The following is a 22,022-nucleotide window of genomic DNA, read 5'->3' as shown; positions in this document are numbered from 1 at the left end:
GAACGCTACAAACTAATGTTCTGAATGTTGATAATTATAAAAATATTGAGTTAATTAGAGCGCTTTAGGGCTCCCGGACACTCTCTGCTGCTGGCACGTTTTTTGCAAAAGTAGAAACTGTGAGGATGCAGAATCCTTGACTAAAGGGGGAGTTGGAATGAAAGCAGCAGTATGGTATGGTCAAAAAGATGTGCGGGTTATGGATGTGCCTGAGCCGCCCAGCCCGCAAGCCGGCTGGGTCAAGGTCAAGGTGCGGTGGTGTGGAATTTGCGGCTCAGACCTGCACGAGTATCTTGCCGGTCCGATCTTCATCCCTGTAGATAAGCCCCATGCCCTGACCGGCAGTACGGCCCCTGTCATTCTCGGGCATGAGTTTTCCGGCGATGTGGTAGAGGTTGGCACCGGGGTGACGAATGTAGCCATTGGCGACCGGGTGGCGCCTGACGCCTGTCAGGTGTGCTGGGAGTGCCCGCGCTGCCGGGAGCGCCGTTACAGTCTGTGCGAGAAACTGGCCTTTACCGGCCTGATGACGGACGGGGCTTTTGCCGAGTATGTAAATGTGCCGGCCTACACAATATACAAGATTCCCGACGACATGTCCTATGAGGCCGCCGCACTCATTGAGCCGCTGGCGGTAGGGATGCATGCCGTACGGCGGGCGCCCCTGGTTCAGGGGGATACAGCGGTCATTATGGGGGCAGGGACAATCGGTCTTGCCACCCTGATGTGCGCCAAGGCGGCCGGGGCCAGTAAGGTATATACGGTAGAGGTTGCCAAAGCCAGAAAGGAATATGCCTTAAAGGCCGGGGCCACGGCCGTTTTGGACCCGACAGAGGGCGATGTGGTTGCCAGGGTAAAGGCGCTGACCAACGGCGGCGCCGATGTAGTATTTGAGTGTGTGGGCAGTGATAAAACGGCGCCTGTGGCCCTCGAACTGGCCCGTTCGGCCGGTAAGGTGGTTATTGTCGGTATTTTTGAAAAGGCTTCTGTCCTGAATTTCAACGCGTTGTCTTTTACCGAAAGAGAGGTTGTGGGCTCTTTGGCTTATTACGGTGAGTTTGCGCCGGCCATTCAGCTTATGGCTGACGGCCGGATTAACGTTGAGCCGCTGATTACCGGTAAGATAAGCCTTGATGACATTGTCGAGAAAGGGTTTGAAGAACTGGTACATCGCAAAGAACAAAATATCAAGGTGATTGTAAAACCCTGTTAACCTAAATCAGGCCGGGGATGTAAGTTGGCTGCAACTTCATCTCCGGCCTGTTATTTGGGCATAAGGCTTTAATCTGATAAATTATAGTAGCGCATTTTCCGATACAACGTACTGCGGGCGATGCCCATTTGTTTGGCCGCATGGCTGATATTGCCGCTGGCATTGAGCAAGTAGTCGACGATTTGCTGGCGCTCTTTCTCGTTTAGATCTTGCTTAATCCTCTCCCGGGCGCAGATATCGTCCTGCTTGGACGGTGAGGTCAGATACGCGACCGGTAAACCGGCCGGCGTTACCAGGTGGTCAGGCAAATGCTCAGGCTTAATGATATCCTCTTCGGCAATACTAATCACTCTTTCCACAATATTCTGTAATTCGCGAATATTACCGGGCCAGTGATATTCTTGCAAAAGCGCAATTACTGCCGGATCAACTTTTTTTGTGGCTTTGCCCCATTCGCGGCCCATCGTATTGAGCATATACTTGAATATCAGCGGGATATCCTCCGGGCGTTCGCGCAGCGGCGGAATTTTCAGGGAGATAACATTTAACCGGTAATAGAGGTCCTGACGAAAGTTGCCTTTGGCAACTTCCTGGGCCAGATTTTTATTGGTGGCGCAGATAATCCTTAAATCAACGGGAATAACTTTATTGTCACCCATACGGGTAATCTTCCGTTCCTGGATTACCCTGAGTAAAGCCACCTGCAGTTCGAGCGGCGTGTCGCCGATTTCATCAAGAAAAATCGTACCGCCTGAGGCAAACTCGAATTTTCCCGGTCTGCCCCCCCGCCGTGCGCCCGTAAAGGCCCCCTCCGTATAGCCAAACAGCTCGCTTATCATCAGCTCGCGGGGGATGGCGCCACAGTTGACGGCGACAAAAGGTCCTTTGCGCCGGGCGCTCTGATTGTGGATGGCCTGGGCAAAAACCTCCTTGCCTGTACCACTCTCTCCCTCAATAAGTACGTTGGATACGCCTGCCGCCGCCTGGGTGGCCAGTTGCACCGTTTTGCGTATGGCCGGGCCCTGGCCGATAATATTGCCGAACCGGAAGGTGGCCTGGGCGCCGCTCAGGCGGTTCACCAGATTATGCACTATTTTCATGGGGCGGAGGAGGATAACGGCCCCTGACAATTCCCCCTCATCATCAACGATGGGGCGGCCTGAGGACAGACAGTGCAGGCGGCCTAAGCTGGCGTCAATGAAGATTTCAAAATCCGTATAGGCAGTCTGCAGTTTATAAATATTCTCGATAAACGGAGGTTCACTGCCCATAAGTTCTTTCACCGATTTATTAAGAAGTTCAGGCCCGGGTCTGTCAAAGATCTCTTCGGCAATCACGTTGACTTGTTTGACGATACCCTTATCATCAATAATTAAAACTCCGTCCGACATGGTGTTAAATATATTTTCCAGCCGGTTATAGGACAAAACTATTTCCCGGGTTGTCTCTTTTAGCCGCAGCGTTTGGTAGGCGTTCTGGGATAAGGTGTTAGCAACTGAAAACAGGACCCTGGCCGCGGCATGAATCTTTTCTGTGGTCACTACCGGGATTTCTTTTATGGCCGCCAGATATTTGGCGGCATCAACCCCCAATTCTTTGGCGGCCTTATGATAGGCAGCCGGGTTTGGGGGTGTGGTTAACACCTGGCCGCCGAATATTGTGCCAAGTACCTGGCCGTGAAGGAGGATAGGGGCGGCAAAATCAATTAAGCCGGCATGGCATTGGTATATTGCCGGCTTGCCGGTTTGCACTGCCAGGGCGGCGCCGCGCATGTCGTCCGCCAGGCACCGTTTTAGTCCCAGCGGGCTTGTGCGGATTTCCTTACAAAACGTGGAAAAGCAGCTGGGGCAGGTTAGCGCTTGTCCCTGGTTATCTTCGATCAAGCTGGCCACGCCCACGCTTAAAGCGAAATTGTCCTGAAACTCCTGCAAGAAAGAGGAGTTAATCAGGTTTTGTAATTTTACATTAGTTATCTTTATCATCAGTGCCTCCTCATTAACAGTGATGACCAAAGCAACAAGGATGGTAATGATTGCCACTACATATATTGTAACGTAAAAATGGCTTTTTGTCTTGCGGAAAACAGGCTGAACACAGTGCTTTTATATGCGGGCAGGGGGTATTCACTGTAGACCCGGGGCCGGCCTAATTGTTTTAGGCCGGCCCCGGTATTTTGGCTAACTCACGACATTAATGGGTTTTTCCTGGATAAAGGCTGCGATATTGTCGCCGATCAAATTGATCAGGCGTTGTCTGGCTTCATATGGCTTCCAGCCAATATGGGGGGTGAGGATTACATTGTTCATTGTGAATAAGGGGTTATCCAGGGCCGGCGGTTCCGGGTCCTGCACATCCAGGGCGGCGCCGGCGACAGTACCGGCCTGTAAAGCGGCAATTAAATCGCTTTCTTTGATCAGGGCGCCGCGGGAGGTGTTGATAATGAATGCCGATGGTTTTACCAGGCTTAAGGTTTCTTTGTTGATAAGGTGTTTGGTATCAGGGGTAAGCGGGCAGTGCAGGGAAATAAAATCACTTTGGCCAAGCAGTTCTGTCAGAGGAACAGACTTTATCTTCGGATCGTCCCACGTTTTGGGCGTTCTGTTATATACAAGGATGTTCATGCCGAGGGCCAAGGCAACTTTTATCACCTGACGGCCAATGCTGCCGGCGCCGATAATGCCGAGAGTTTTATTCTGAATCTCCATATGCGGTACCAGCAAGTGTTTGGTGAAATTATCGTAATTTTTCTGTTTAAGCATGGTCTGCTGCTGGGTTAACGAGGCACTGAGGCTCAGGATAAAAGTGATGGCCAGTTGGGCAACGGCCTCCGTACTGTAGCCGGGAATATTGCAAACCGTAATATTCTTTTCTCTGGCAGCGGCAATATCAATGTTGTTGTAACCGGTGCCTGCCTCACAAATGAGACGGACAGAAGGCGGAAACTGAGCAATCAAATCTTTGCCTACCGGCAACTCTTTGGTAATGACAATGTTTTGGTCTTTAACCCTGTCCAAGATTTCTTTGTCACTGCTGGCAGCATATTTTGTCACCGTCGTTTGTTGTGTTAACCGGGAAAAATCCAGTTTGTTGTCAAAGTCCAGCTTAGCTAAGTTGAGAAATACTGTTTTCATAGTTACCCCCCTTTGTATTGAGAACATTTACAAATTTAGTATATTATTGCCTTAGGAGCCTGTCAACTTATTGGCAGCTTTAGGTAGCAGGCTGACTCATATATTTTGGCCGCAAACGAGGTAAACTTATATAAGATGAATTGGTAGCAATAAAGGAGCTTGATGAGATGAAACAGTCTCTGCGGTTATTTGCCCGGTTTCTTTCCCGCTATCGGGATCTGGCTCTCCTTATTTTTCGGCTGGGCTTAGGCGGGATGTTTATGTGGCATGGCTGGCCAAAGATTATCGGCGGTCCGGAAAGATGGGCCGGTCTTGGCAAAGCTGTGGGTACTTTCGGCATTGAGTTTGCGCCGGGTTTCTGGGGGTTTATGGCCAGCTTCGCCGAATTTGGCGGCGGCCTGTTGTTTGCGGTCGGCTTATTTTATCGCCCGGCCTGTTTCCTGCTGTTCACTAATATGATGGTTGCGTTTGCCAGCCAGATGCTGGATGGCAAGGGCTTGCAGAAAGCCTCCCAGGCATTGGAGGATGGGTTAAGCTTTTTTGCTGCGGCTTTTATCGGACCGGGAAAGTACAGTCTGGATTATCTGCTGGGAATGGAAGAATCGTCCGAGCCGCAAAACCGGATGAGTAGAAGATAGCGAGGGGCCGCTAGGAAATGGAATTCTTGAGAAAATTTGCTTGACAAAAAACATATGTATTGTTATATTAAACTAAAAGTAACAACAATGTTTAAAAAATACAAAAGGTTCAATTGGTGATTACAATTAGATATAACTATCCTAAAGACTGTGAAGAGGAGAAGTAGCATTCAATTGCAGCGCAGAGAGCCGGCGGCGGTGTGAGCCCGGCCTGGGGTTGAATCGTGAAGTACACCTCGGAGTTGCTAGCTGAAGAGTTCGCTAAACTATCTAGTTAGTTTATGAATTTGGTAGGTGTGGCCGGAACTTCCGCCGTTATCAGGAAGGGGGTATCGGTAAACCGGTTCAATACTTGTGTTTACCCGTACTCTGCAGAGGCGGAGCCGCTCAGCGTTAGTTTAACGGCTCTACAAGGGTGGTATCGCGGGAATAAAACTCCCGTCCCTTATTTTTACATAAGGGACGGGAGTTATTTTTTTTACAGGAGGTGATTTAGATGTTTGGCTTCAGCGATCCCTGGATTGCTCTGGCGTATGCCGCCTGTCTGGGATCTACGGCTCTTTGCATTATATATGCAATTTGGAAAGGCAAAAAAGCAGATTAACTATCCGGGAGGGAATGTTTATGGATAATCAGTTACTCTATGTAATGCTGGCAGTTTATTTGGGGATGACCGTATTGCTCGGTTATCTTGGCTACCGGCATACCAAATCAGCCAAAGATTATATGATTGCCGGCGGAAATGTACATCCGGTACTGATGGCTTTGGCCTATGGCTCTACTTTTATTTCTACGTCGGCCATTGTTGGCTTTGGCGGGGCGGCCGGTGTTTATGGCATGAGCTTGTTGTGGTTGACGGCATTTAACATATTCATAGGCGTTTTTATTGCTTTTGTTTTCTTTGGTGTCAGAACCCGTCAGATCGCCCATAACCTGCAGGTCAAAACATTTCCCGAGTTTTAGGCGCTCGTTTCGATTCGCCCTTTATCAGGAAGTTTGCTGCCGGCATGATCAGCCTGACTATGCCGCTGTATGCCGCTGCAGTCATGATTGGCGGCGCCCGGTATATGGAAGAAGCCCTAAATATGAGTTACACCTTAGCTTTGGCAATCTTTGCGCTCATTGTCCTTGCGTATGTCTTTTTTGGCGGACTGCGCGGGGTTATTTACACCGATGCTATGCAGGGGCTGATTATGTTTGCCGGTATGGCGGCCCTGATAGTCCTGACTTACTCCCTGCTAGGTGGTGTCACTCCCGCTCATAGCAAACTGGAAGCGTTAAAGCAGCTTGTGCCGGCTGGACTTGCCGCGAAAGGGCACCAGGGCTGGACGGCTATGCCGGCTGTGGGGTCGGAAATATGGTGGTTTGTTTTTTCTACTTTGATTCTTGGTGTTGGCATTGGTGTTTTGGCCCAGCCACAGTTAGTCGTCCGTTTTATGACTGTAGCCAGTTCGCAGGATATTTACAAAGGGTTAAGCATCGGTGCTTTATTCATTTTGTTCATGACCGGTGTGGCCTTCACTGTCGGGGCATTATCCAATGTGTATTTTATGGAACAGAGCGGCACGCTGGCCTTGGCGGCAACCGCAGTTGGCGGGGCGGCGCCGAATGTTGACAAAATCATTCCCTTATTTATTACCCAGGCGATGCCGGAATGGCTCAAATATTTATTTTTGTTTACGTTGTTGTCGGCTGCCATGTCGACCTTAAGCGGTCAGTTTCATATTATCTCCACGTCAATTTCCTATGATTTAAATCCCAGCCAGGGGCAAAGCGACAAGCGGACTCTCCTGCTGGCGCGGCTTGGTACGCTGTTTGGCTTTGTTCTCACCAGTGCTTTGGCATTAAAGCTGCCGTTCGGTGTAATCGCTGTAGCTACCGCCTTGTTTTTCGGCCTGTGTACCTCGGCGTTTCTGCCTATGTATACAGCCGCGTTATACTGGCCCAAAATTACCCCGGCCGGTGCCATTGCCAGCATGGTCATCGCATCGGTAATTTACCTCGTTCTGGTATTATTTGTGCATGAGAAAGAGGCCACTATTTTTGGCCTGTGTTTTAAGCTGTTCGGCGTGAATACTGTGGCGCTCGCCCCCTGGACATATATTGATCCGCTGGTCATTACCCTGCCGATTAGTGCCTTAGTGCTTGTTGCCGTTAGTTTGTTAACTCAGCCTGTGCCGCGGACTGTGACGGAAGGCAGATAAATATATTGAGAGAAGGTTAGAGGTTATGATATGGAATCCTGAGGCAGAATGCCTGGAACGCGGCAAGATGGCCGAACTGCAGCTGACCAGGCTGCAGCACGTAGTACGGCGAGTTTACGAAAATGTTCCTTTTTACCGTCAGGCGTTAGACAATGCACGGGTAGGATTACATCATATCCGCTCTTTGCAGGATGTGAGTTTGCTTCCCTTTACCACCAAAGACGATATCCGCAGCAATTATCCCTATGGCTTATTCAGCGTACCTTTAAAAAAAATTGTCCGTTTGCATGCTTCCTCTGGTACTACCGGCAAACCAACTGTTGTGGGCTATACCAGGCAGGATATTGAATTATGGGCTGATATGGTGACACGGCTGGCTGTTGCTGCCGGGGCGAAGGAAGAGGATGTAGCGCAGGTCGCTTTTGGGTATGGGCTCTTCACCGGCGCGTTCGGGCTGCATTATGGACTGGAACGGCTTGGCGCTACTATTGTGCCGGCATCTACGGGCAATACGGAACGGCAGATTATGATGATGCAGGATTTCGGCACTACTATATTAGTAAGTACACCGTCGTACTCCCTCTATCTCGCTGAAACTGCCCATAGTATGGGGATAGATATCCGGTCGCTTTCTGTCCGGTTGGGTTTGTTCGGGGCCGAGGGCTGCTCGGAAGAGATGCGCCAGGTAATAGAACGGATCTGGGGCATCAATGCTGTTGAAAACTATGGTATGAGCGAATTAATTGGTCCTGGCGTATCGGGAGAATGTGAGTGTAAGGCCGGGCTGCATATTAATGAAGATCACTTTTATCCGGAGATTATTGATCCAGTGACCGGTACACCGTTGCCTTATGGCGAAATGGGGGAACTAGTCATTACCACTATGACTAAGGAAGGCTTGCCGCTGCTGCGCTACCGGACCCGTGATATCACCAGCCTTAATCCGGAACCCTGCCAGTGTGGCAGGACGCTGGTGCGTATGACAAAGGTGCAGGGCCGTACTGACGATATGCTTAAAATCCGGGGGGTAAATGTTTTTCCTTCACAGATTGAGAGTGTATTGGTGGGTATCCGGGAAATCGGCCCTCATTATAATATCATTGTTCGCAAAAAAGGTTACCTCGATGATATGGAGGTCATGGTTGAACTGGCTGATGATACTTTATTAGAAGATTTTCGCAAGCTGGAAGGCCTGCAAGATATAATTCGACATAAGCTGCGGGTCATATTATCGATTGATGCTACTGTAAAATTAGTACAGCCGAGAACGATAGCCCGCTCGGAAGGGAAAGCCAAGCGAATTGTAGACTTGAGAAACGTAAAAGAATAATTGTCATATAAAAGAGTATTTGTCATATATTTGTCATATTTCCATGTTATAGTTAAACCTGTAAAATTAACTAGATGACGTACCGGTATGATAAAGCTCTAATATCTAATATTAAGTAATACCAGTACCTTGTCAGCCCTAATCCAGTGAATACTGATGGTCTATTTCCCGCAACCCTTCGTTGTCGTCAGTCGGCATACGTCCGCTATGCCTCCTTCCTCCGCCTTGGTTTGCGAAAAATAGCCTCGCCATTATTCTACTGTTTTAGAACTGACAAGCTACTAGTACCTCATCTCCCTTAAAACCAAGGATATTTTGCGCATCTTTTCCCGCACTGCTTCGTTGTCGTCGCCTTACATATGTCCGATATGCGCGGCTCCTCCGCCTTGCATTGCGAGAAAATCTACGCAAACTATTCCCTCGATTTTAAGAAAGATGAGGTACTAGACAATAATCCGGTGCGTTGTCTATTTAGATATATTCTTTTCCTGCCGCTGCCGATTGGTAGTGGTATTTTATTTTTAATTTTGTAGTTTGGCCTCAAAGATAATTTATAAAATTACTTGACATAATGAGAAGTTCATGGTAATCTATAAAAGTCGCTGATGAGTGGCGGCAATAATTGGCAAGAAAATTATGATTGACATAAACAGATGAAAATGCTATTATAATATCTTGTCGGTTAACAAATGAGAAATACCGGTCCGAACAGTATGGTGTTCGTGATCCTAGCGCATCCATGCGCGTCGGTCCCGGGCAGAGCGTATCGTCCATGATACGCCCGTGATCCTAGCGCATCCGTGCACGTCGTTCCCTGAAAACTGAACAATGTAAAGAAATGCATCATAAAAGCCAGATGTGCGGTGTGCTGCTTGCAGCACAACCAACAACAATTTTGATTGAATTGAGCCGATAAAACGGCTTCAATATATATAGTCGCAAGACTATGAACTTTATTGGAGAGTTTGATCCTGGCTCAGGACGAACGCTGGCGGCGTGCCTAACACATGCAAGTCGAACGGTCTGCTGTTCAACACCAAGAGTTAAGTGATGGTGAAATCCGACAGCGTCAAGCGCGAACGATAGAGAGCGCTTCACGCAAAATAAAAGTGCCAACACAGAGCCTTTGGTGTTGTACAGCAGATAGTGGCGAACGGGTGAGTAACGCGTAGACAACCTGCCTCTGAATTGGGGACAACACCGCGAAAGTGGTGCTAATACCGAATGTGGTATCTTGGTTGCATGACTGAGATAAGAAAGGTGGCCTCTCAAAGAAGCTACCGTTGAGAGATGGGTCTGCGTCTGATTAGCTGGTTGGTGAGGTAACGGCTCACCAAGGCGACGATCAGTAGCCGGTCTGAGAGGATGAACGGCCACACTGGGACTGAGACACGGCCCAGACTCCTACGGGAGGCAGCAGTGGGGAATCTTCCGCAATGGACGAAAGTCTGACGGAGCAACGCCGCGTGAGTGAAGAAGGCCTTCGGGTCGTAAAGCTCTGTCGTTTGGGACGAACGTATCCTATGTGAACAATATAGGGTAATGACGGTACCAAAGGAGGAAGCCACGGCTAACTACGTGCCAGCAGCCGCGGTAATACGTAGGTGGCAAGCGTTGTCCGGAATTATTGGGCGTAAAGGGCGTGTAGGTGGCCTGATAAGTCGTGTGTCTAAGTGCGAAGCTCAACTTCGTATGGGCGCAGGAAACTGTCAGGCTTGAGTGCAGGAGAGGAAAGTGGAATTCCCAGTGTAGCGGTGAAATGCGTAGAGATTGGGAGGAACACCAGTGGCGAAGGCGACTTTCTGGACTGTGTCTGACACTGAGGCGCGAAAGCCAGGGGAGCGAACGGGATTAGATACCCCGGTAGTCCTGGCCGTAAACGATGGGTACTAGGTGTAGAGGGTATCGACCCCTTCTGTGCCGGAGTTAACGCAATAAGTACCCCGCCTGGGGAGTACGGCCGCAAGGTTGAAACTCAAAGGAATTGACGGGGGCCCGCACAAGCGGTGGAGTATGTGGTTTAATTCGACGCAACGCGAAGAACCTTACCAGGGCTTGACATTGAGCGAAAGGTCTAGAGATAGATCCCTATCTACGGATACGCGAAAACAGGTGGTGCATGGCTGTCGTCAGCTCGTGTCGTGAGATGTTGGGTTAAGTCCCGCAACGAGCGCAACCCTTATCCTTTGTTGCCAGCGCGTAAAGGCGGGAACTCAAGGGAGACTGCCGCAGAGAATGCGGAGGAAGGCGGGGATGACGTCAAGTCATCATGCCCCTAATGTCCTGGGCTACACACGTACTACAATGGGCTTAAACAAAGCGAAGCAAACCTGCGAAGGCAAGCAAAACGCAGAAACAAGCTCTCAGTTCGGATCGGAGGCTGCAACTCGCCTCCGTGAAGTCGGAATCGCTAGTAATCGCAGGTCAGCATACTGCGGTGAATACGTTCCCGGGCCTTGTACACACCGCCCGTCACACCACGAAAGTCAGTCACACCCGAAGCCGGTGGGGTAACCAGAAATGGAACTAGCCGTCGAAGGTGGGGCCGATGATTGGGGTGAAGTCGTAACAAGGTAGCCGTATCGGAAGGTGCGGCTGGATCACCTCCTTTCTAGGGAGAAGCGTTTGGGTTAACACCCAAACAACTTCCAGGTCGGTACATCTGGTTGATGCAAACCATTTACATTGTTTGGTTTTGAGGGAATGGTCTGTTAGCAAAAGTTACTTGTTGCAAAACACAAGCGACGATGGTAACATAGATATTCCTGACAACAAAAGATCCAGTGACGATAGCTGTGGGGTTCCACCTGTTCCCATACCGAACACAGAAGTTAAGCCCACAAACGCCGAAGGTACTTGGCTGGAAACGGCCCGGGAGATTAGGAAGCTGCTGGTTCCGGAACAAAAGTTCCACAACCTGCTTGTTGAAATACACAAGTGGTTGTGATAACATAGATGTTCCGCTGTTCCTTGAAAACTGCACAGAAGAAAGCAAGTAAAAGTACCTCTCATATGCAAATATGTGAAGTACCTTAACGAAGCGCAATTAAGATTTATTAAAACAAAACTTAAACCGAGCACAAGCAAAGTTTAAGTTGAGGCGAAACTGGCTAGCGTGTATCAGCTGCGAGGCGGAGGGAGGACGCGAACGGAGTCGTACTGGAAGTACGTCGAAGAGAGCGCCCGGACTGACAACGAAGTAGATGATGCGCGATAGACAGTTGCAGCTTTGCAGCAAAAGTCAAGTTATATAGGGCATACGGTGGATGCCTAGGCGCCAAGAGCCGAAGAAGGACGCGGTAAGCTGCGAAAAGTCATGGGGAGCCGCAAGCAGGCCCTGATCCATGAATGTCCGAATGGGGGAACCCAGTGGTGGTCATGCACCATTACCCGACTTAGGTTGGGAGGTAAGCCGGGGAACTGAAACATCTAAGTACCCGGAGGAAAAGTAATCAAACGAGATTCCCCAAGTAGCGGCGAGCGAACGGGGAAGAGCCCAAACCCGGATCGACATTCGACTTTCGACACTGGATTTTGGAAGAGTAAAACGATAGTTTTACGAATCCCTTACGAAAGTCTAAAGTCGTACGTCGAATGTCGACCCGGGGGTTGAGGACCGGCGGAAGTTTCGTCAGGCCTAGCCGAACTACCTGGAAAGGTAGGCCGCAGAAGGTAACAGCCCTGTAAGCGAAAGGCAGAGCGAAATGGCCGGAATCCAGAGTACCACGGGACACGAGGAACCCTGTGGGAAGCAGGGGGGACCACCCTCCAAGGCAAAATACTCGAGGCGACCGATAGCGCATAGTACCGTGAGGGAAAGGTGAAAAGCACCCCGGGAGGGGAGTGAAAAAGAACCTGAAACCGTATGCCTACAAGCAGTCGAAGGCCCGTAGGAGGCTGACGGCGTGCCTATTGAAGAATGAACCGGCGAGTTACAATATCCAGCAAGGTTAAGTGGAAGACACGGAGCCGAAGCGAAAGCGAGTCTAAAAAGGGCGAAAGTTGGATAGTGTAGACCCGAAACCGCAGTGATCTATCCATGGCCAGGTTGAAGCGCAGGTAAAAATGCGTGGAGGACCGAACCCGTGAGCGTTGAAAAGCTTTGGGATGAGTTGTGGATAGGGGTGAAATGCCAATCGAACGCGGAGATAGCTGGTTCTCCCCGAAATAGCTTTAGGGCTAGCCTCAGGAAGTAAGTACAGGCGGTAGAGCACTGATAGGGCTAGGGGCCTAATGGGTTACTGAACCTTGTCAAACTACGAATGCCTGTAGTGGAATCCTGGGAGTCAGACTACGAGTGATAAGACCCGTGGTCAAGAGGGAAACAGCCCAGACCATCAGCTAAGGTCCCCAATGCCGTACTAAGTGGCAAAGGATGTGGAGATACAAAAACAACCAGGATGTTGGCTTAGAAGCAGCCACCATTAAAAGAGTGCGTAATAGCTCACTGGTCGAGTGTCGCTGCGCCGAAGATGTCCGGGGCTAAAGTACGGAACCGAAGCTATGGCAAGTCTACGGACTTGGGTAGGGGAGCGTTCTATACCCAGAGAAGGTATACCGTAAGGAGTGCTGGAGAGTATAGAAGTGAGAATGCCGGTATGAGTAGCGAAAAGACAAGTGAGAATCTTGTCCACCGAAAGCCTAAGGATTTCTGAGGAAGGATCGTCCGCTCAGAGTCAGTCGGGCCCTAAGCCGAGGCAAAAAGCGTAGGCGATGGACAACTGGTAAATATTCCAGTACCACCTAGGATCGTTTGAGCGAAGGAGTGACACAGGAGGGCAGGCAAGCGCGAGGATGGAAAATCGCGTCTAAGCTTGTAGGGTGCATCACAGGCAAATCCGTGATGCTGGAACCTGAGGAGTGATGGGTAGCTGTTAGAGATAATGGCGAAATTGCTGATCCCAGACTGTCAAGAAAAGCTTCTAGTGAGAGACTAGGTGCCCGTACCGTAAACCGACACAGGTAGGCGGGGAGAGAATCCTAAGGTGCGCGGGAGAACCCTCGTTAAGGAACTCGGCAAAATGTCCCCGTAACTTCGGGAAAAGGGGAGCTTGTAAACCGTGTAGACCAGAAGCGGTCGAAGCGGGAATGAGTTGCAAAAAAGAGGCCCAAGCGACTGTTTACCACAAACACAGGTGCCTGCTAAAGCGAAAGCTGACGTATAGGTGCTGACACCTGCCCGGTGCCGGAAGGTTAAGAGGAGAGCTTAGCGGAAACGCGAAGGTTTGAATTGAAGCCCCGGTAAACGGCGGCCGTAACTATAACGGTCCTAAGGTAGCGAAATTCCTTGTCGGGTAAGTTCCGACCCGCACGAAAGGTGTAACGACTTGGGCACTGTCTCAACGAGGGACCCGGTGAAATTGAAATACCTGTGAAGATGCAGGTTACCCGCGACTGGACAGAAAGACCCCATGGAGCTTTACTGCAACCTGACATTGAGTTTTGGTAAATGATGTACAGGATAGGTGGGAGACTAGGAAGATGGGACGCAAGTCTCATTGGAGTCAATGTTGGGATACCACCCTTTATTTACTGGAGTTCTAACTCAAGGAGTAACGAAACTGAGGACAGTGTCAGGCGGGCAGTTTGACTGGGGCGGTCGCCTCCGAAAGAGTAACGGAGGCGCCCAAAGGTTCCCTCAGCGCGGATGGAAATCGCGCGAAGAGTGTAAAGGCAGAAGGGAGCTTGACTGCGAGACAGACAAGTCGAGCAGGGACGAAAGTCGGGCTTAGTGATCCGGTGGTACCGAGTGGAAGGGCCATCGCTCAACGGATAAAAGCTACCCTGGGGATAACAGGCTAATCTCTCCCAAGAGTCCATATCGACGGGGAGGTTTGGCACCTCGATGTCGGCTCATCACATCCTGGGGCTGAAGTAGGTCCCAAGGGTTGGGCTGTTCGCCCATTAAAGTGGTACGTGAGCTGGGTTCAGAACGTCGTGAGACAGTTCGGTCCCTATCCATCGCGGGCGTAAGAGACTTGAAGGGAACTGCTCCTAGTACGAGAGGACCGGAGTGGACGGACCCATGGTGTACCAGTTATCCCGCCAGGGGTAGAGCTGGGTAGCTACGTCCGGAAAGGATAAACGCTGAAAGCATCTAAGCGTGAAACCAGCCTTAAGATGAGGTCTGTCATTCGCAAGAAGTAAGGCCCCTTGAAGAAGACAAGGTTGATAGGCCAGGAGTGGAAGTGGAGTGATCCATGGAGCGGACTGGTACTAATAGGCCGAGGACTTGACTTTTAAGCAGCGAACCAGCTTGCCGCGAGCGAGAGCGAAACGGGAAGTTGTGTGAGTCGCTTAGTTAGAGCGGAGCGATAACATCCATAATGTATCCTTTAGCTCTGAACTGGCGACCGGTTCGCAAACATTAATTGGATGACTAATGCGCAAATCTTTCTTCTGTGAAGTTTTCAGGGAATAAAGAGAGAATTAGGAGGTTACTCGCTAACGCTCGTAACTAAGCGATTCACGCAGGTTCTAGCGTCGCGATGCTCCTAATAACCTGGTTCTCTGCTTATGGTTCTCTGCTTATGGTTCTCTGCTTATGGTTCTCTGCTTATGATTCAGATTATTCCAAATACTTGTTTGAATAATTATATTATATGGAGTGGTACTCAAGTGGCTGAAGAGGACGGTTTGCTAAATCGTTAGAGGTCGTGAGGCCTGCGTGGGTTCAAATCCCACCCACTCCGCCATAAGCACCCTGGGTTCTTACGAGCCGTTAGGCAAGATGAGAACCTGAATAAGTTTTGTTTCCGGCCCGTTGGTCAAGCGGTTAAGACACCGCCCTTTCACGGCGGTATCAAGGGTTCGATTCCCTTACGGGTCACCATCTTCGTTGATTCGAGGTTCAATAGGTCGCGCGTTCGAAGGAACGAACTCGCGAACGAAGCGAACCCACAAATAACGGGCGATTAGCTCAGCTGGGAGAGCGCCTGCCTTACAAGCAGGATGTCGGCGGTTCGATCCCGTCATCGCCCACCATTTAACGGCCCTGTGGTGTAGCGGTCTAACATGCCGCCCTGTCACGGCGGAGATCGACGGTTCAAATCCGTTCAGGGTCGCCATCTTACTCTCTGAGTGGAAGTTTTTTACTACGCTCAGAACTAAGCGATTCACGGTTATCGTGTCGCCTCGCGGTTCGATAACCTGGTTCGCTGCTTATGACTCCGTAGCTCAGCTGGATAGAGCGTTTGACTACGAATCAAAAGGTCGCAGGTTCGAATCCTGCCGGGGTCGCCATCTTACTTTTTGAGTGGAAGTTCTTTACTACGCTCAGAACTAAGCGACTCACGTATGTTCTCGTGTCGCCTTGTGGCTCGCGACAACATGGTTGTTATATGCTGGCGTAGCTCAATTGGTAGAGCAGCTGACTTGTAATCAGCAGGTTGGGGGTTCAATTCCTCTCGCCAGCTCCAGCTAATCTGGAGGGATTCCCGAGTGGCTAAAGGGAGCAGACTGTAAATCTGCCGTCTTTGACTTCGGTGGTTCGAATCCACCTCCCTCCACCATTTAAGGATCTATAGCTCAGTTTGGTAGAGCATCCGGCTCATAACCGGCGGGTCCTAGGTTCAAATCCTAGTAGATCCACCAATTACATGCGGTCGTGGCGGAACGGCAGACGCGCTAGCCTCAGGAGCTAGTGGGGGCAACCTCGTGGTGGTTCAAATCCACTCGACCGCACCATTATCTACCTAATTACATGCGGTTGTGGCGGAATCGGCAGACGCACCATCTTGAGGGGGTGGCGCTCACAAGGCGTGTGAGTTCAAGTCTCACCAACCGCACCAGTAAATGTCAATAGTATGATGAACAATACTATTGACATAAACAAATAAAAATGCTAATATACTTTTTAGTCGCTATTCAAGCGAATCCTAGCGCATCCATGCGCGTCGGTCCCGGGCAGAGCGTATCGTCCATGATACGCCTGTGATCCTAGCGCATCCATGCGCGTCGTTCCCTGAAAACTGAACAATGTAAAGAAATGCATCATAAAAGCCAGATGTGCGGTGTGCTGCCATGCAGCACAACCAACAACAATTTTGATTGAATTGAGCCGATAAAACGGCTTCAATATATATAGTCGCAAGGCTATGAACTTTATTGGAGAGTTTGATCCTGGCTCAGGACGAACGCTGGCGGCGTGCCTAACACATGCAAGTCGAACGGAGTAGTTAGCAATAGCTACTTAGTGGCGAACGGGTGAGTAACGCGTAGACAACCTGCCTCTGAATTGGGGACAACACCGCGAAAGTGGTGCTAATACCGAATGTGGTATCTTAGTTGCATAACTGAGATAAGAAAGGTGGCCTCTATATATAAGCTACCGTTCAGAGATGGGTCTGCGTCTGATTAGCTGGTTGGTGAGGTAACGGCTCACCAAGGCGACGATCAGTAGCCGGTCTGAGAGGATGAACGGCCACACTGGGACTGAGACACGGCCCAGACTCCTACGGGAGGCAGCAGTGGGGAATCTTCCGCAATGGACGAAAGTCTGACGGAGCAACGCCGCGTGAGTGAAGAAGGCCTTCGGGTCGTAAAGCTCTGTCGTTTGGGACGAACGTATCCTATGTGAACAATATAGGGTAATGACGGTACCAAAGGAGGAAGCCACGGCTAACTACGTGCCAGCAGCCGCGGTAATACGTAGGTGGCAAGCGTTGTCCGGAATTATTGGGCGTAAAGGGCGTGTAGGTGGCCTGGTAAGTCGTGTGTCTAAGTGCGAAGCTCAACTTCGTATGGGCGCAGGAAACTGCCAGGCTTGAGTGCAGGAGAGGAAAGTGGAATTCCCAGTGTAGCGGTGAAATGCGTAGAGATTGGGAGGAACACCAGTGGCGAAGGCGACTTTCTGGACTGTGTCTGACACTGAGGCGCGAAAGCCAGGGGAGCGAACGGGATTAGATACCCCGGTAGTCCTGGCCGTAAACGATGGGTACTAGGTGTAGAGGGTATCGACCCCTTCTGTGCCGGAGTTAACGCAATAAGTACCCCGCCTGGGGAGTACGGCCGCAAGGTTGAAACTCAAAGGAATTGACGGGGGCCCGCACAAGCGGTGGAGTATGTGGTTTAATTCGACGCAACGCGAAGAACCTTACCAGGGCTTGACATTGAGCGAAAGGTCTAGAGATAGATCCCTTACCTTCGGGTAACGCGAAAACAGGTGGTGCATGGCTGTCGTCAGCTCGTGTCGTGAGATGTTGGGTTAAGTCCCGCAACGAGCGCAACCCTTATCCTTTGTTGCCAGCGCGTAAAGGCGGGAACTCAAGGGAGACTGCCGCAGAGAATGCGGAGGAAGGCGGGGATGACGTCAAGTCATCATGCCCCTAATGTCCTGGGCTACACACGTACTACAATGGGCTTAAACAAAGCGAAGCAAACCTGCGAAGGCAAGCGAAACGCAGAAACAAGCTCTCAGTTCGGATCGGAGGCTGCAACTCGCCTCCGTGAAGTCGGAATCGCTAGTAATCGCAGGTCAGCATACTGCGGTGAATACGTTCCCGGGCCTTGTACACACCGCCCGTCACACCACGAAAGTCAGTCACACCCGAAGCCGGTGGGGTAACCAGAAATGGAACTAGCCGTCGAAGGTGGGGCCGATGATTGGGGTGAAGTCGTAACAAGGTAGCCGTATCGGAAGGTGCGGCTGGATCACCTCCTTTCTAGGGATAAGCAGAGAACCAGGTTTTTAGGAGCGAAAGCGACGCGGAAACCTGAGTGAATCGCTTAGTTCTGAGCGCAAGCGATAAGCAGAGAACCCAAGAAGGCGAGCCGCGAGGCGAAGTCTGATTGGTGTGAATCGCTTAGTTCTGAGCGCAAGCGAAGAACATCATATAACTAAGCGAGCTCTATTCCAGGTCGGTACATTTGGCAGATGCAGGAGATACTAGACGCACCATATGCGGTGGCTGTAGTAAATTCATTTACATTGTTTGGTTTTGAGGGAATGCAATATCCTCAATGGGCCTATAGCTCAGCTGGTTAGAGCGCACGCCTGATAAGCGTGAGGTCAGTGGTTCAAGTCCACTTAGGCCCACCAGTTTTATTTATATAGTTCACATTATGGGGGCGTAGCTCAGCTGGGAGAGCACCTGCCTTGCAAGCAGGGGGTCAGCGGTTCGATCCCGCTCGTCTCCACCATAAGTTTCAGAACCTATATTACCAATAATTACTTGTTGCAATACACAAGTAATTATGATAACATAGAGATTCCTGAAACACCATGTTCCTTGAAAACTGCACAGAAGAAAGCAAAGTAAAAGTACCTCTCATATGCAAATATGTGAAGTAGCTTAACGAAGCGCAATTAGGATTTTTAAAAAATGACTTAACCTTAGTCACAAGCAAAGTTTAAGTTGAGGCGGAGACTGGCTAGAAGGTGCCATATGCTAGGCGCCCCGGAAACCCGAGCCGTGCCGCGTACTCGCGTACGCAAACAATCGGGTTGAGGAGCAACAACGCAGATGGCGGCTTATAGACAGTCGGAGCTAGAAGTCAAGTTAGTAAGGGCATACGGTGGATGCCTAGGCGCCAAGAGCCGAAGAAGGACGCGGTAAGCTGCGAAAAGTCATGGGGAGCCGCAAGCAGGCCCTGATCCATGAATATCCGAATGGGGGAACCCAGTGGTGGTCATGCACCATTACCCGACTCAGGTCGGGAGGTAAGCCGGGGAACTGAAACATCTAAGTACCCGGAGGAAAAGTAATCAAACGAGATTCCCCAAGTAGCGGCGAGCGAACGGGGAAGAGCCCAAACCAGTGGACTTCGGTCGACTGGGGTTGAGGACCGGCGGAAGTTTCGTCAGGCCTAGCCGAACTACCTGGAAAGGTAGGCCGCAGAAGGTAACAGCCCTGTAAGCGAAAGGCAGAGCGAAATGGCCGGAATCCAGAGTACCACGGGACACGAGGAACCCTGTGGGAAGCAGGGGGGACCACCCTCCAAGGCAAAATACTCGAGGCGACCGATAGCGCATAGTACCGTGAGGGAAAGGTGAAAAGCACCCCGGGAGGGGAGTGAAAAAGAACCTGAAACCGTATGCCTACAAGCAGTCGAAGGCCCGTAGGAGGCTGACGGCGTGCCTATTGAAGAATGAACCGGCGAGTTACAATATCCAGCAAGGTTAAGTGGAAGACACGGAGCCGAAGCGAAAGCGAGTCTAAAAAGGGCGAAAGTTGGATAGTGTAGACCCGAAACCGCAGTGATCTATCCATGGCCAGGTTGAAGCGCAGGTAAAAATGCGTGGAGGACCGAACCCGTGAGCGTTGAAAAGCTTTGGGATGAGTTGTGGATAGGGGTGAAATGCCAATCGAACGCGGAGATAGCTGGTTCTCCCCGAAATAGCTTTAGGGCTAGCCTCAGGAAGTAAGTACAGGCGGTAGAGCACTGATAGGGCTAGGGGCCTAATGGGTTACTGAACCTTGTCAAACTACGAATGCCTGTAGTGGAATCCTGGGAGTCAGACTACGAGTGATAAGACCCGTGGTCAAGAGGGAAACAGCCCAGACCATCAGCTAAGGTCCCCAATGCCGTACTAAGTGGCAAAGGATGTGGAGATACAAAAACAACCAGGATGTTGGCTTAGAAGCAGCCACCATTAAAAGAGTGCGTAATAGCTCACTGGTCGAGTGTCGCTGCGCCGAAGATGTCCGGGGCTAAAGTACGGAACCGAAGCTATGGCAAGTCTACGGACTTGGGTAGGGGAGCGTTCTATACCCAGAGAAGGTATACCGTAAGGAGTGCTGGAGAGTATAGAAGTGAGAATGCCGGTATGAGTAGCGAAAAGACAAGTGAGAATCTTGTCCACCGAAAGCCTAAGGATTTCTGAGGAAGGATCGTCCGCTCAGAGTCAGTCGGGCCCTAAGCCGAGGCAAAAAGCGTAGGCGATGGACAACTGGTAAATATTCCAGTACCACCTAGGATCGTTTGAGCGAGGGAGTGACACAGGAGGGCAGGCAAGCGCGAGGATGGAAAATCGCGTCTAAGCTTGTAGGGTGCATCACAGGCAAATCCGTGATGCTGGAACCTGAGGAGTGATGGGTAGCTGTTAGAGATAATGGCGAAATTGCTGATCCCAGACTGTCAAGAAAAGCTTCTAGTGAGAGACTAGGTGCCCGTACCGTAAACCGACACAGGTAGGCGGGGAGAGAATCCTAAGGTGCGCGGGAGAACCCTCGTTAAGGAACTCGGCAAAATGTCCCCGTAACTTCGGGAAAAGGGGAGCTTGTAAACCGTGTAGACCAGAAGCGGTCGAAGCGGGAATGAGTTGCAAAAAAGAGGCCCAAGCGACTGTTTACCACAAACACAGGTGCCTGCTAAAGCGAAAGCTGACGTATAGGTGCTGACACCTGCCCGGTGCCGGAAGGTTAAGAGGAGAGCTTAGCGGAAACGCGAAGGTTTGAATTGAAGCCCCGGTAAACGGCGGCCGTAACTATAACGGTCCTAAGGTAGCGAAATTCCTTGTCGGGTAAGTTCCGACCCGCACGAAAGGTGTAACGACTTGGGCACTGTCTCAACGAGGGACCCGGTGAAATTGAAATACCTGTGAAGATGCAGGTTACCCGCGACTGGACAGAAAGACCCCATGGAGCTTTACTGCAACCTGACATTGAGTTTTGGTAAATGATGTACAGGATAGGTGGGAGACTAGGAAGATGGGACGCAAGTCTCATTGGAGTCAATGTTGGGATACCACCCTTTATTTACTGGAGTTCTAACTCAAGGAGTAACGAAACTGAGGACAGTGTCAGGCGGGCAGTTTGACTGGGGCGGTCGCCTCCGAAAGAGTAACGGAGGCGCCCAAAGGTTCCCTCAGCGCGGATGGAAATCGCGCGAAGAGTGTAAAGGCAGAAGGGAGCTTGACTGCAAGACAGACAAGTCAAGCAGGGACGAAAGTCGGGCTTAGTGATCCGGTGGTACCGAGTGGAAGGGCCATCGCTCAACGGATAAAAGCTACCCTGGGGATAACAGGCTAATCTCTCCCAAGAGTCCATATCGACGGGGAGGTTTGGCACCTCGATGTCGGCTCATCACATCCTGGGGCTGAAGTAGGTCCCAAGGGTTGGGCTGTTCGCCCATTAAAGTGGTACGTGAGCTGGGTTCAGAACGTCGTGAGACAGTTCGGTCCCTATCCATCGCGGGCGTAAGAGACTTGAAGGGAACTGCTCCTAGTACGAGAGGACCGGAGTGGACGGACCCATGGTGTACCAGTTATCCCGCCAGGGGTAGAGCTGGGTAGCTACGTCCGGAAAGGATAAACGCTGAAAGCATCTAAGCGTGAAACCAGCCTTAAGATGAGGTCTGTCATTCGCAAGAAGTAAGGCCCCTTGAAGAAGACAAGGTTGATAGGCCAGGAGTGGAAGTGGAGTGATCCATGGAGCGGACTGGTACTAATAGGCCGAGGACTTGACTTTAAACCCTCGTTTGCACAAGTGCAAACATTGATTGATACCTATTGCGCAATGCTTATCTTCTGTGAAGTTTTCAGGGAATGATGAAATTTAGGAAGTT

8 protein-coding genes, 12 tRNA genes, 5 rRNA genes and 1 other annotated feature are annotated in these 22,022 nt (G+C 50.6%); of the genes, 23 read left to right on the top strand and 2 right to left on the bottom strand.

Features of this window, described 5'->3' with window-relative positions; translation table 11 throughout:
* The first annotated feature begins 157 nt into the window (after positions 1–157).
* Complete coding sequence (locus tag ACZ481_RS17820) at positions 158–1,213, top strand: 2,3-butanediol dehydrogenase (RefSeq protein WP_464766675.1); 1,056 nt, start codon at positions 158–160, stop codon at positions 1,211–1,213.
* 68 nt (positions 1,214–1,281) lie between these two features.
* Here ACZ481_RS17820 and ACZ481_RS17815 read toward each other — a convergent pair whose 3' ends face one another.
* Together ACZ481_RS17815 and ACZ481_RS17810 are read right to left on the bottom strand one after the other, a co-directional pair.
* A complete protein-coding gene (locus tag ACZ481_RS17815; RefSeq protein ID WP_464766674.1) occupies positions 1,282–3,195 on the bottom strand; it encodes a sigma 54-interacting transcriptional regulator in 1,914 nt (637 codons plus the stop codon).
* Between the two features lie 195 nt (positions 3,196–3,390).
* Positions 3,391–4,344 (bottom strand): NAD(P)-dependent oxidoreductase, encoded by a 954-nt coding sequence (locus tag ACZ481_RS17810; RefSeq protein WP_464766673.1) that lies wholly within the window; start codon positions 4,342–4,344, stop codon positions 3,391–3,393.
* Between the two features lie 167 nt (positions 4,345–4,511).
* Here ACZ481_RS17810 and ACZ481_RS17805 point away from each other — a divergent pair, with 167 nt between their 5' ends.
* From ACZ481_RS17805 to ACZ481_RS17700, 22 genes are all read left to right on the top strand, one after another.
* Positions 4,512–4,982: a DoxX family protein gene (locus ACZ481_RS17805; protein ID WP_464766672.1), complete on the top strand. Its 471-nt coding sequence runs from the start codon at positions 4,512–4,514 to the stop codon at positions 4,980–4,982.
* Between the two features lie 141 nt (positions 4,983–5,123).
* Positions 5,124–5,431: a binding site (T-box leader), on the top strand.
* A 47-nt stretch (positions 5,432–5,478) separates the two neighbouring features.
* On the top strand, positions 5,479–5,586 hold the full coding sequence (locus tag ACZ481_RS17800) for a symporter small accessory protein (protein WP_464766671.1): 108 nt from the start codon (positions 5,479–5,481) through the stop codon (positions 5,584–5,586).
* A 20-nt stretch (positions 5,587–5,606) separates the two neighbouring features.
* The gene (locus tag ACZ481_RS17795; protein WP_464766670.1) at positions 5,607–5,945 is read left to right on the top strand and encodes a sodium:solute symporter family transporter; all 339 of its coding nucleotides are present in this window, start codon (positions 5,607–5,609) and stop codon (positions 5,943–5,945) included.
* A gap of 44 nt (positions 5,946–5,989) precedes the next feature.
* The gene (locus tag ACZ481_RS17790; protein WP_464766669.1) at positions 5,990–7,186 is read left to right on the top strand and encodes a sodium:solute symporter family protein; all 1,197 of its coding nucleotides are present in this window, start codon (positions 5,990–5,992) and stop codon (positions 7,184–7,186) included.
* 25 nt (positions 7,187–7,211) lie between these two features.
* Positions 7,212–8,516, top strand: coding sequence for a phenylacetate--CoA ligase family protein (locus ACZ481_RS17785; RefSeq protein ID WP_464766668.1), 1,305 nt, complete (start codon positions 7,212–7,214; stop codon positions 8,514–8,516).
* Positions 8,517–9,469: 953 nt separating this feature from the next.
* Positions 9,470–11,127, top strand: a 16S ribosomal RNA gene (locus ACZ481_RS17780).
* Positions 11,128–11,295: 168 nt separating this feature from the next.
* Positions 11,296–11,412 (top strand): 5S ribosomal RNA (gene rrf / locus ACZ481_RS17775).
* Between the two features lie 343 nt (positions 11,413–11,755).
* Positions 11,756–14,756: ribosomal RNA gene (locus tag ACZ481_RS17770) — 23S ribosomal RNA — on the top strand.
* 364 nt (positions 14,757–15,120) lie between these two features.
* Positions 15,121–15,211, top strand: a tRNA-Ser gene (locus ACZ481_RS17765).
* A gap of 62 nt (positions 15,212–15,273) precedes the next feature.
* Positions 15,274–15,348: transfer RNA gene (locus ACZ481_RS17760), tRNA-Glu, on the top strand.
* A 76-nt stretch (positions 15,349–15,424) separates the two neighbouring features.
* Positions 15,425–15,500: transfer RNA gene (locus tag ACZ481_RS17755), tRNA-Val, on the top strand.
* A 6-nt stretch (positions 15,501–15,506) separates the two neighbouring features.
* Positions 15,507–15,583: transfer RNA gene (locus ACZ481_RS17750), tRNA-Asp, on the top strand.
* Positions 15,584–15,681: 98 nt separating this feature from the next.
* Positions 15,682–15,758 (top strand) — tRNA-Arg (locus ACZ481_RS17745).
* A 100-nt stretch (positions 15,759–15,858) separates the two neighbouring features.
* Positions 15,859–15,934, top strand: a tRNA-Thr gene (locus ACZ481_RS17740).
* Positions 15,935–15,942: 8 nt separating this feature from the next.
* Positions 15,943–16,027, top strand: a tRNA-Tyr gene (locus ACZ481_RS17735).
* Positions 16,028–16,032: 5 nt separating this feature from the next.
* Positions 16,033–16,109 (top strand) — tRNA-Ile (locus ACZ481_RS17730).
* A gap of 7 nt (positions 16,110–16,116) precedes the next feature.
* A tRNA-Leu gene (locus ACZ481_RS17725) sits at positions 16,117–16,202 on the top strand.
* Between the two features lie 18 nt (positions 16,203–16,220).
* A tRNA-Leu gene (locus ACZ481_RS17720) sits at positions 16,221–16,306 on the top strand.
* Between the two features lie 313 nt (positions 16,307–16,619).
* Positions 16,620–18,178 (top strand): 16S ribosomal RNA (locus ACZ481_RS17715).
* A 300-nt stretch (positions 18,179–18,478) separates the two neighbouring features.
* A tRNA-Ile gene (locus ACZ481_RS17710) sits at positions 18,479–18,555 on the top strand.
* Positions 18,556–18,580: 25 nt separating this feature from the next.
* Positions 18,581–18,656: transfer RNA gene (locus tag ACZ481_RS17705), tRNA-Ala, on the top strand.
* A 352-nt stretch (positions 18,657–19,008) separates the two neighbouring features.
* Positions 19,009–21,925 (top strand): 23S ribosomal RNA (locus ACZ481_RS17700).
* Together the 16S, 23S and 5S rRNA genes with 12 tRNA genes alongside form the textbook arrangement of a ribosomal RNA operon.
* Positions 21,926–22,022: the final 97 nt, after the last annotated feature.

Source organism: Sporomusa intestinalis (assembly GCF_055383785.1).
This window is presented reverse-complemented; position numbering and strand designations above follow the sequence as displayed.

What these genes read in the sequence shown, in the direction of transcription:
- ACZ481_RS17790 (WP_464766669.1), top strand. Translation starts at nt 5,990, where the DNA reads ATGATCAGCCTGACTATGCCGCTGTATGCCGCTGCAGTCATGATTGGC.
- ACZ481_RS17805 (WP_464766672.1), top strand. Translation starts at nt 4,512, where the DNA reads ATGAAACAGTCTCTGCGGTTATTTGCCCGGTTTCTTTCCCGCTATCGG.
- ACZ481_RS17800 (WP_464766671.1), top strand. Translation starts at nt 5,479, where the DNA reads ATGTTTGGCTTCAGCGATCCCTGGATTGCTCTGGCGTATGCCGCCTGT.
- ACZ481_RS17795 (WP_464766670.1), top strand. Translation starts at nt 5,607, where the DNA reads ATGGATAATCAGTTACTCTATGTAATGCTGGCAGTTTATTTGGGGATG.
- ACZ481_RS17785 (WP_464766668.1), top strand. Translation starts at nt 7,212, where the DNA reads ATGATATGGAATCCTGAGGCAGAATGCCTGGAACGCGGCAAGATGGCC.
- ACZ481_RS17810 (WP_464766673.1), bottom strand. Translation starts at nt 4,344, where the DNA reads ATGAAAACAGTATTTCTCAACTTAGCTAAGCTGGACTTTGACAACAAA.
- ACZ481_RS17820 (WP_464766675.1), top strand. Translation starts at nt 158, where the DNA reads ATGAAAGCAGCAGTATGGTATGGTCAAAAAGATGTGCGGGTTATGGAT.
- ACZ481_RS17815 (WP_464766674.1), bottom strand. Translation starts at nt 3,195, where the DNA reads ATGATAAAGATAACTAATGTAAAATTACAAAACCTGATTAACTCCTCT.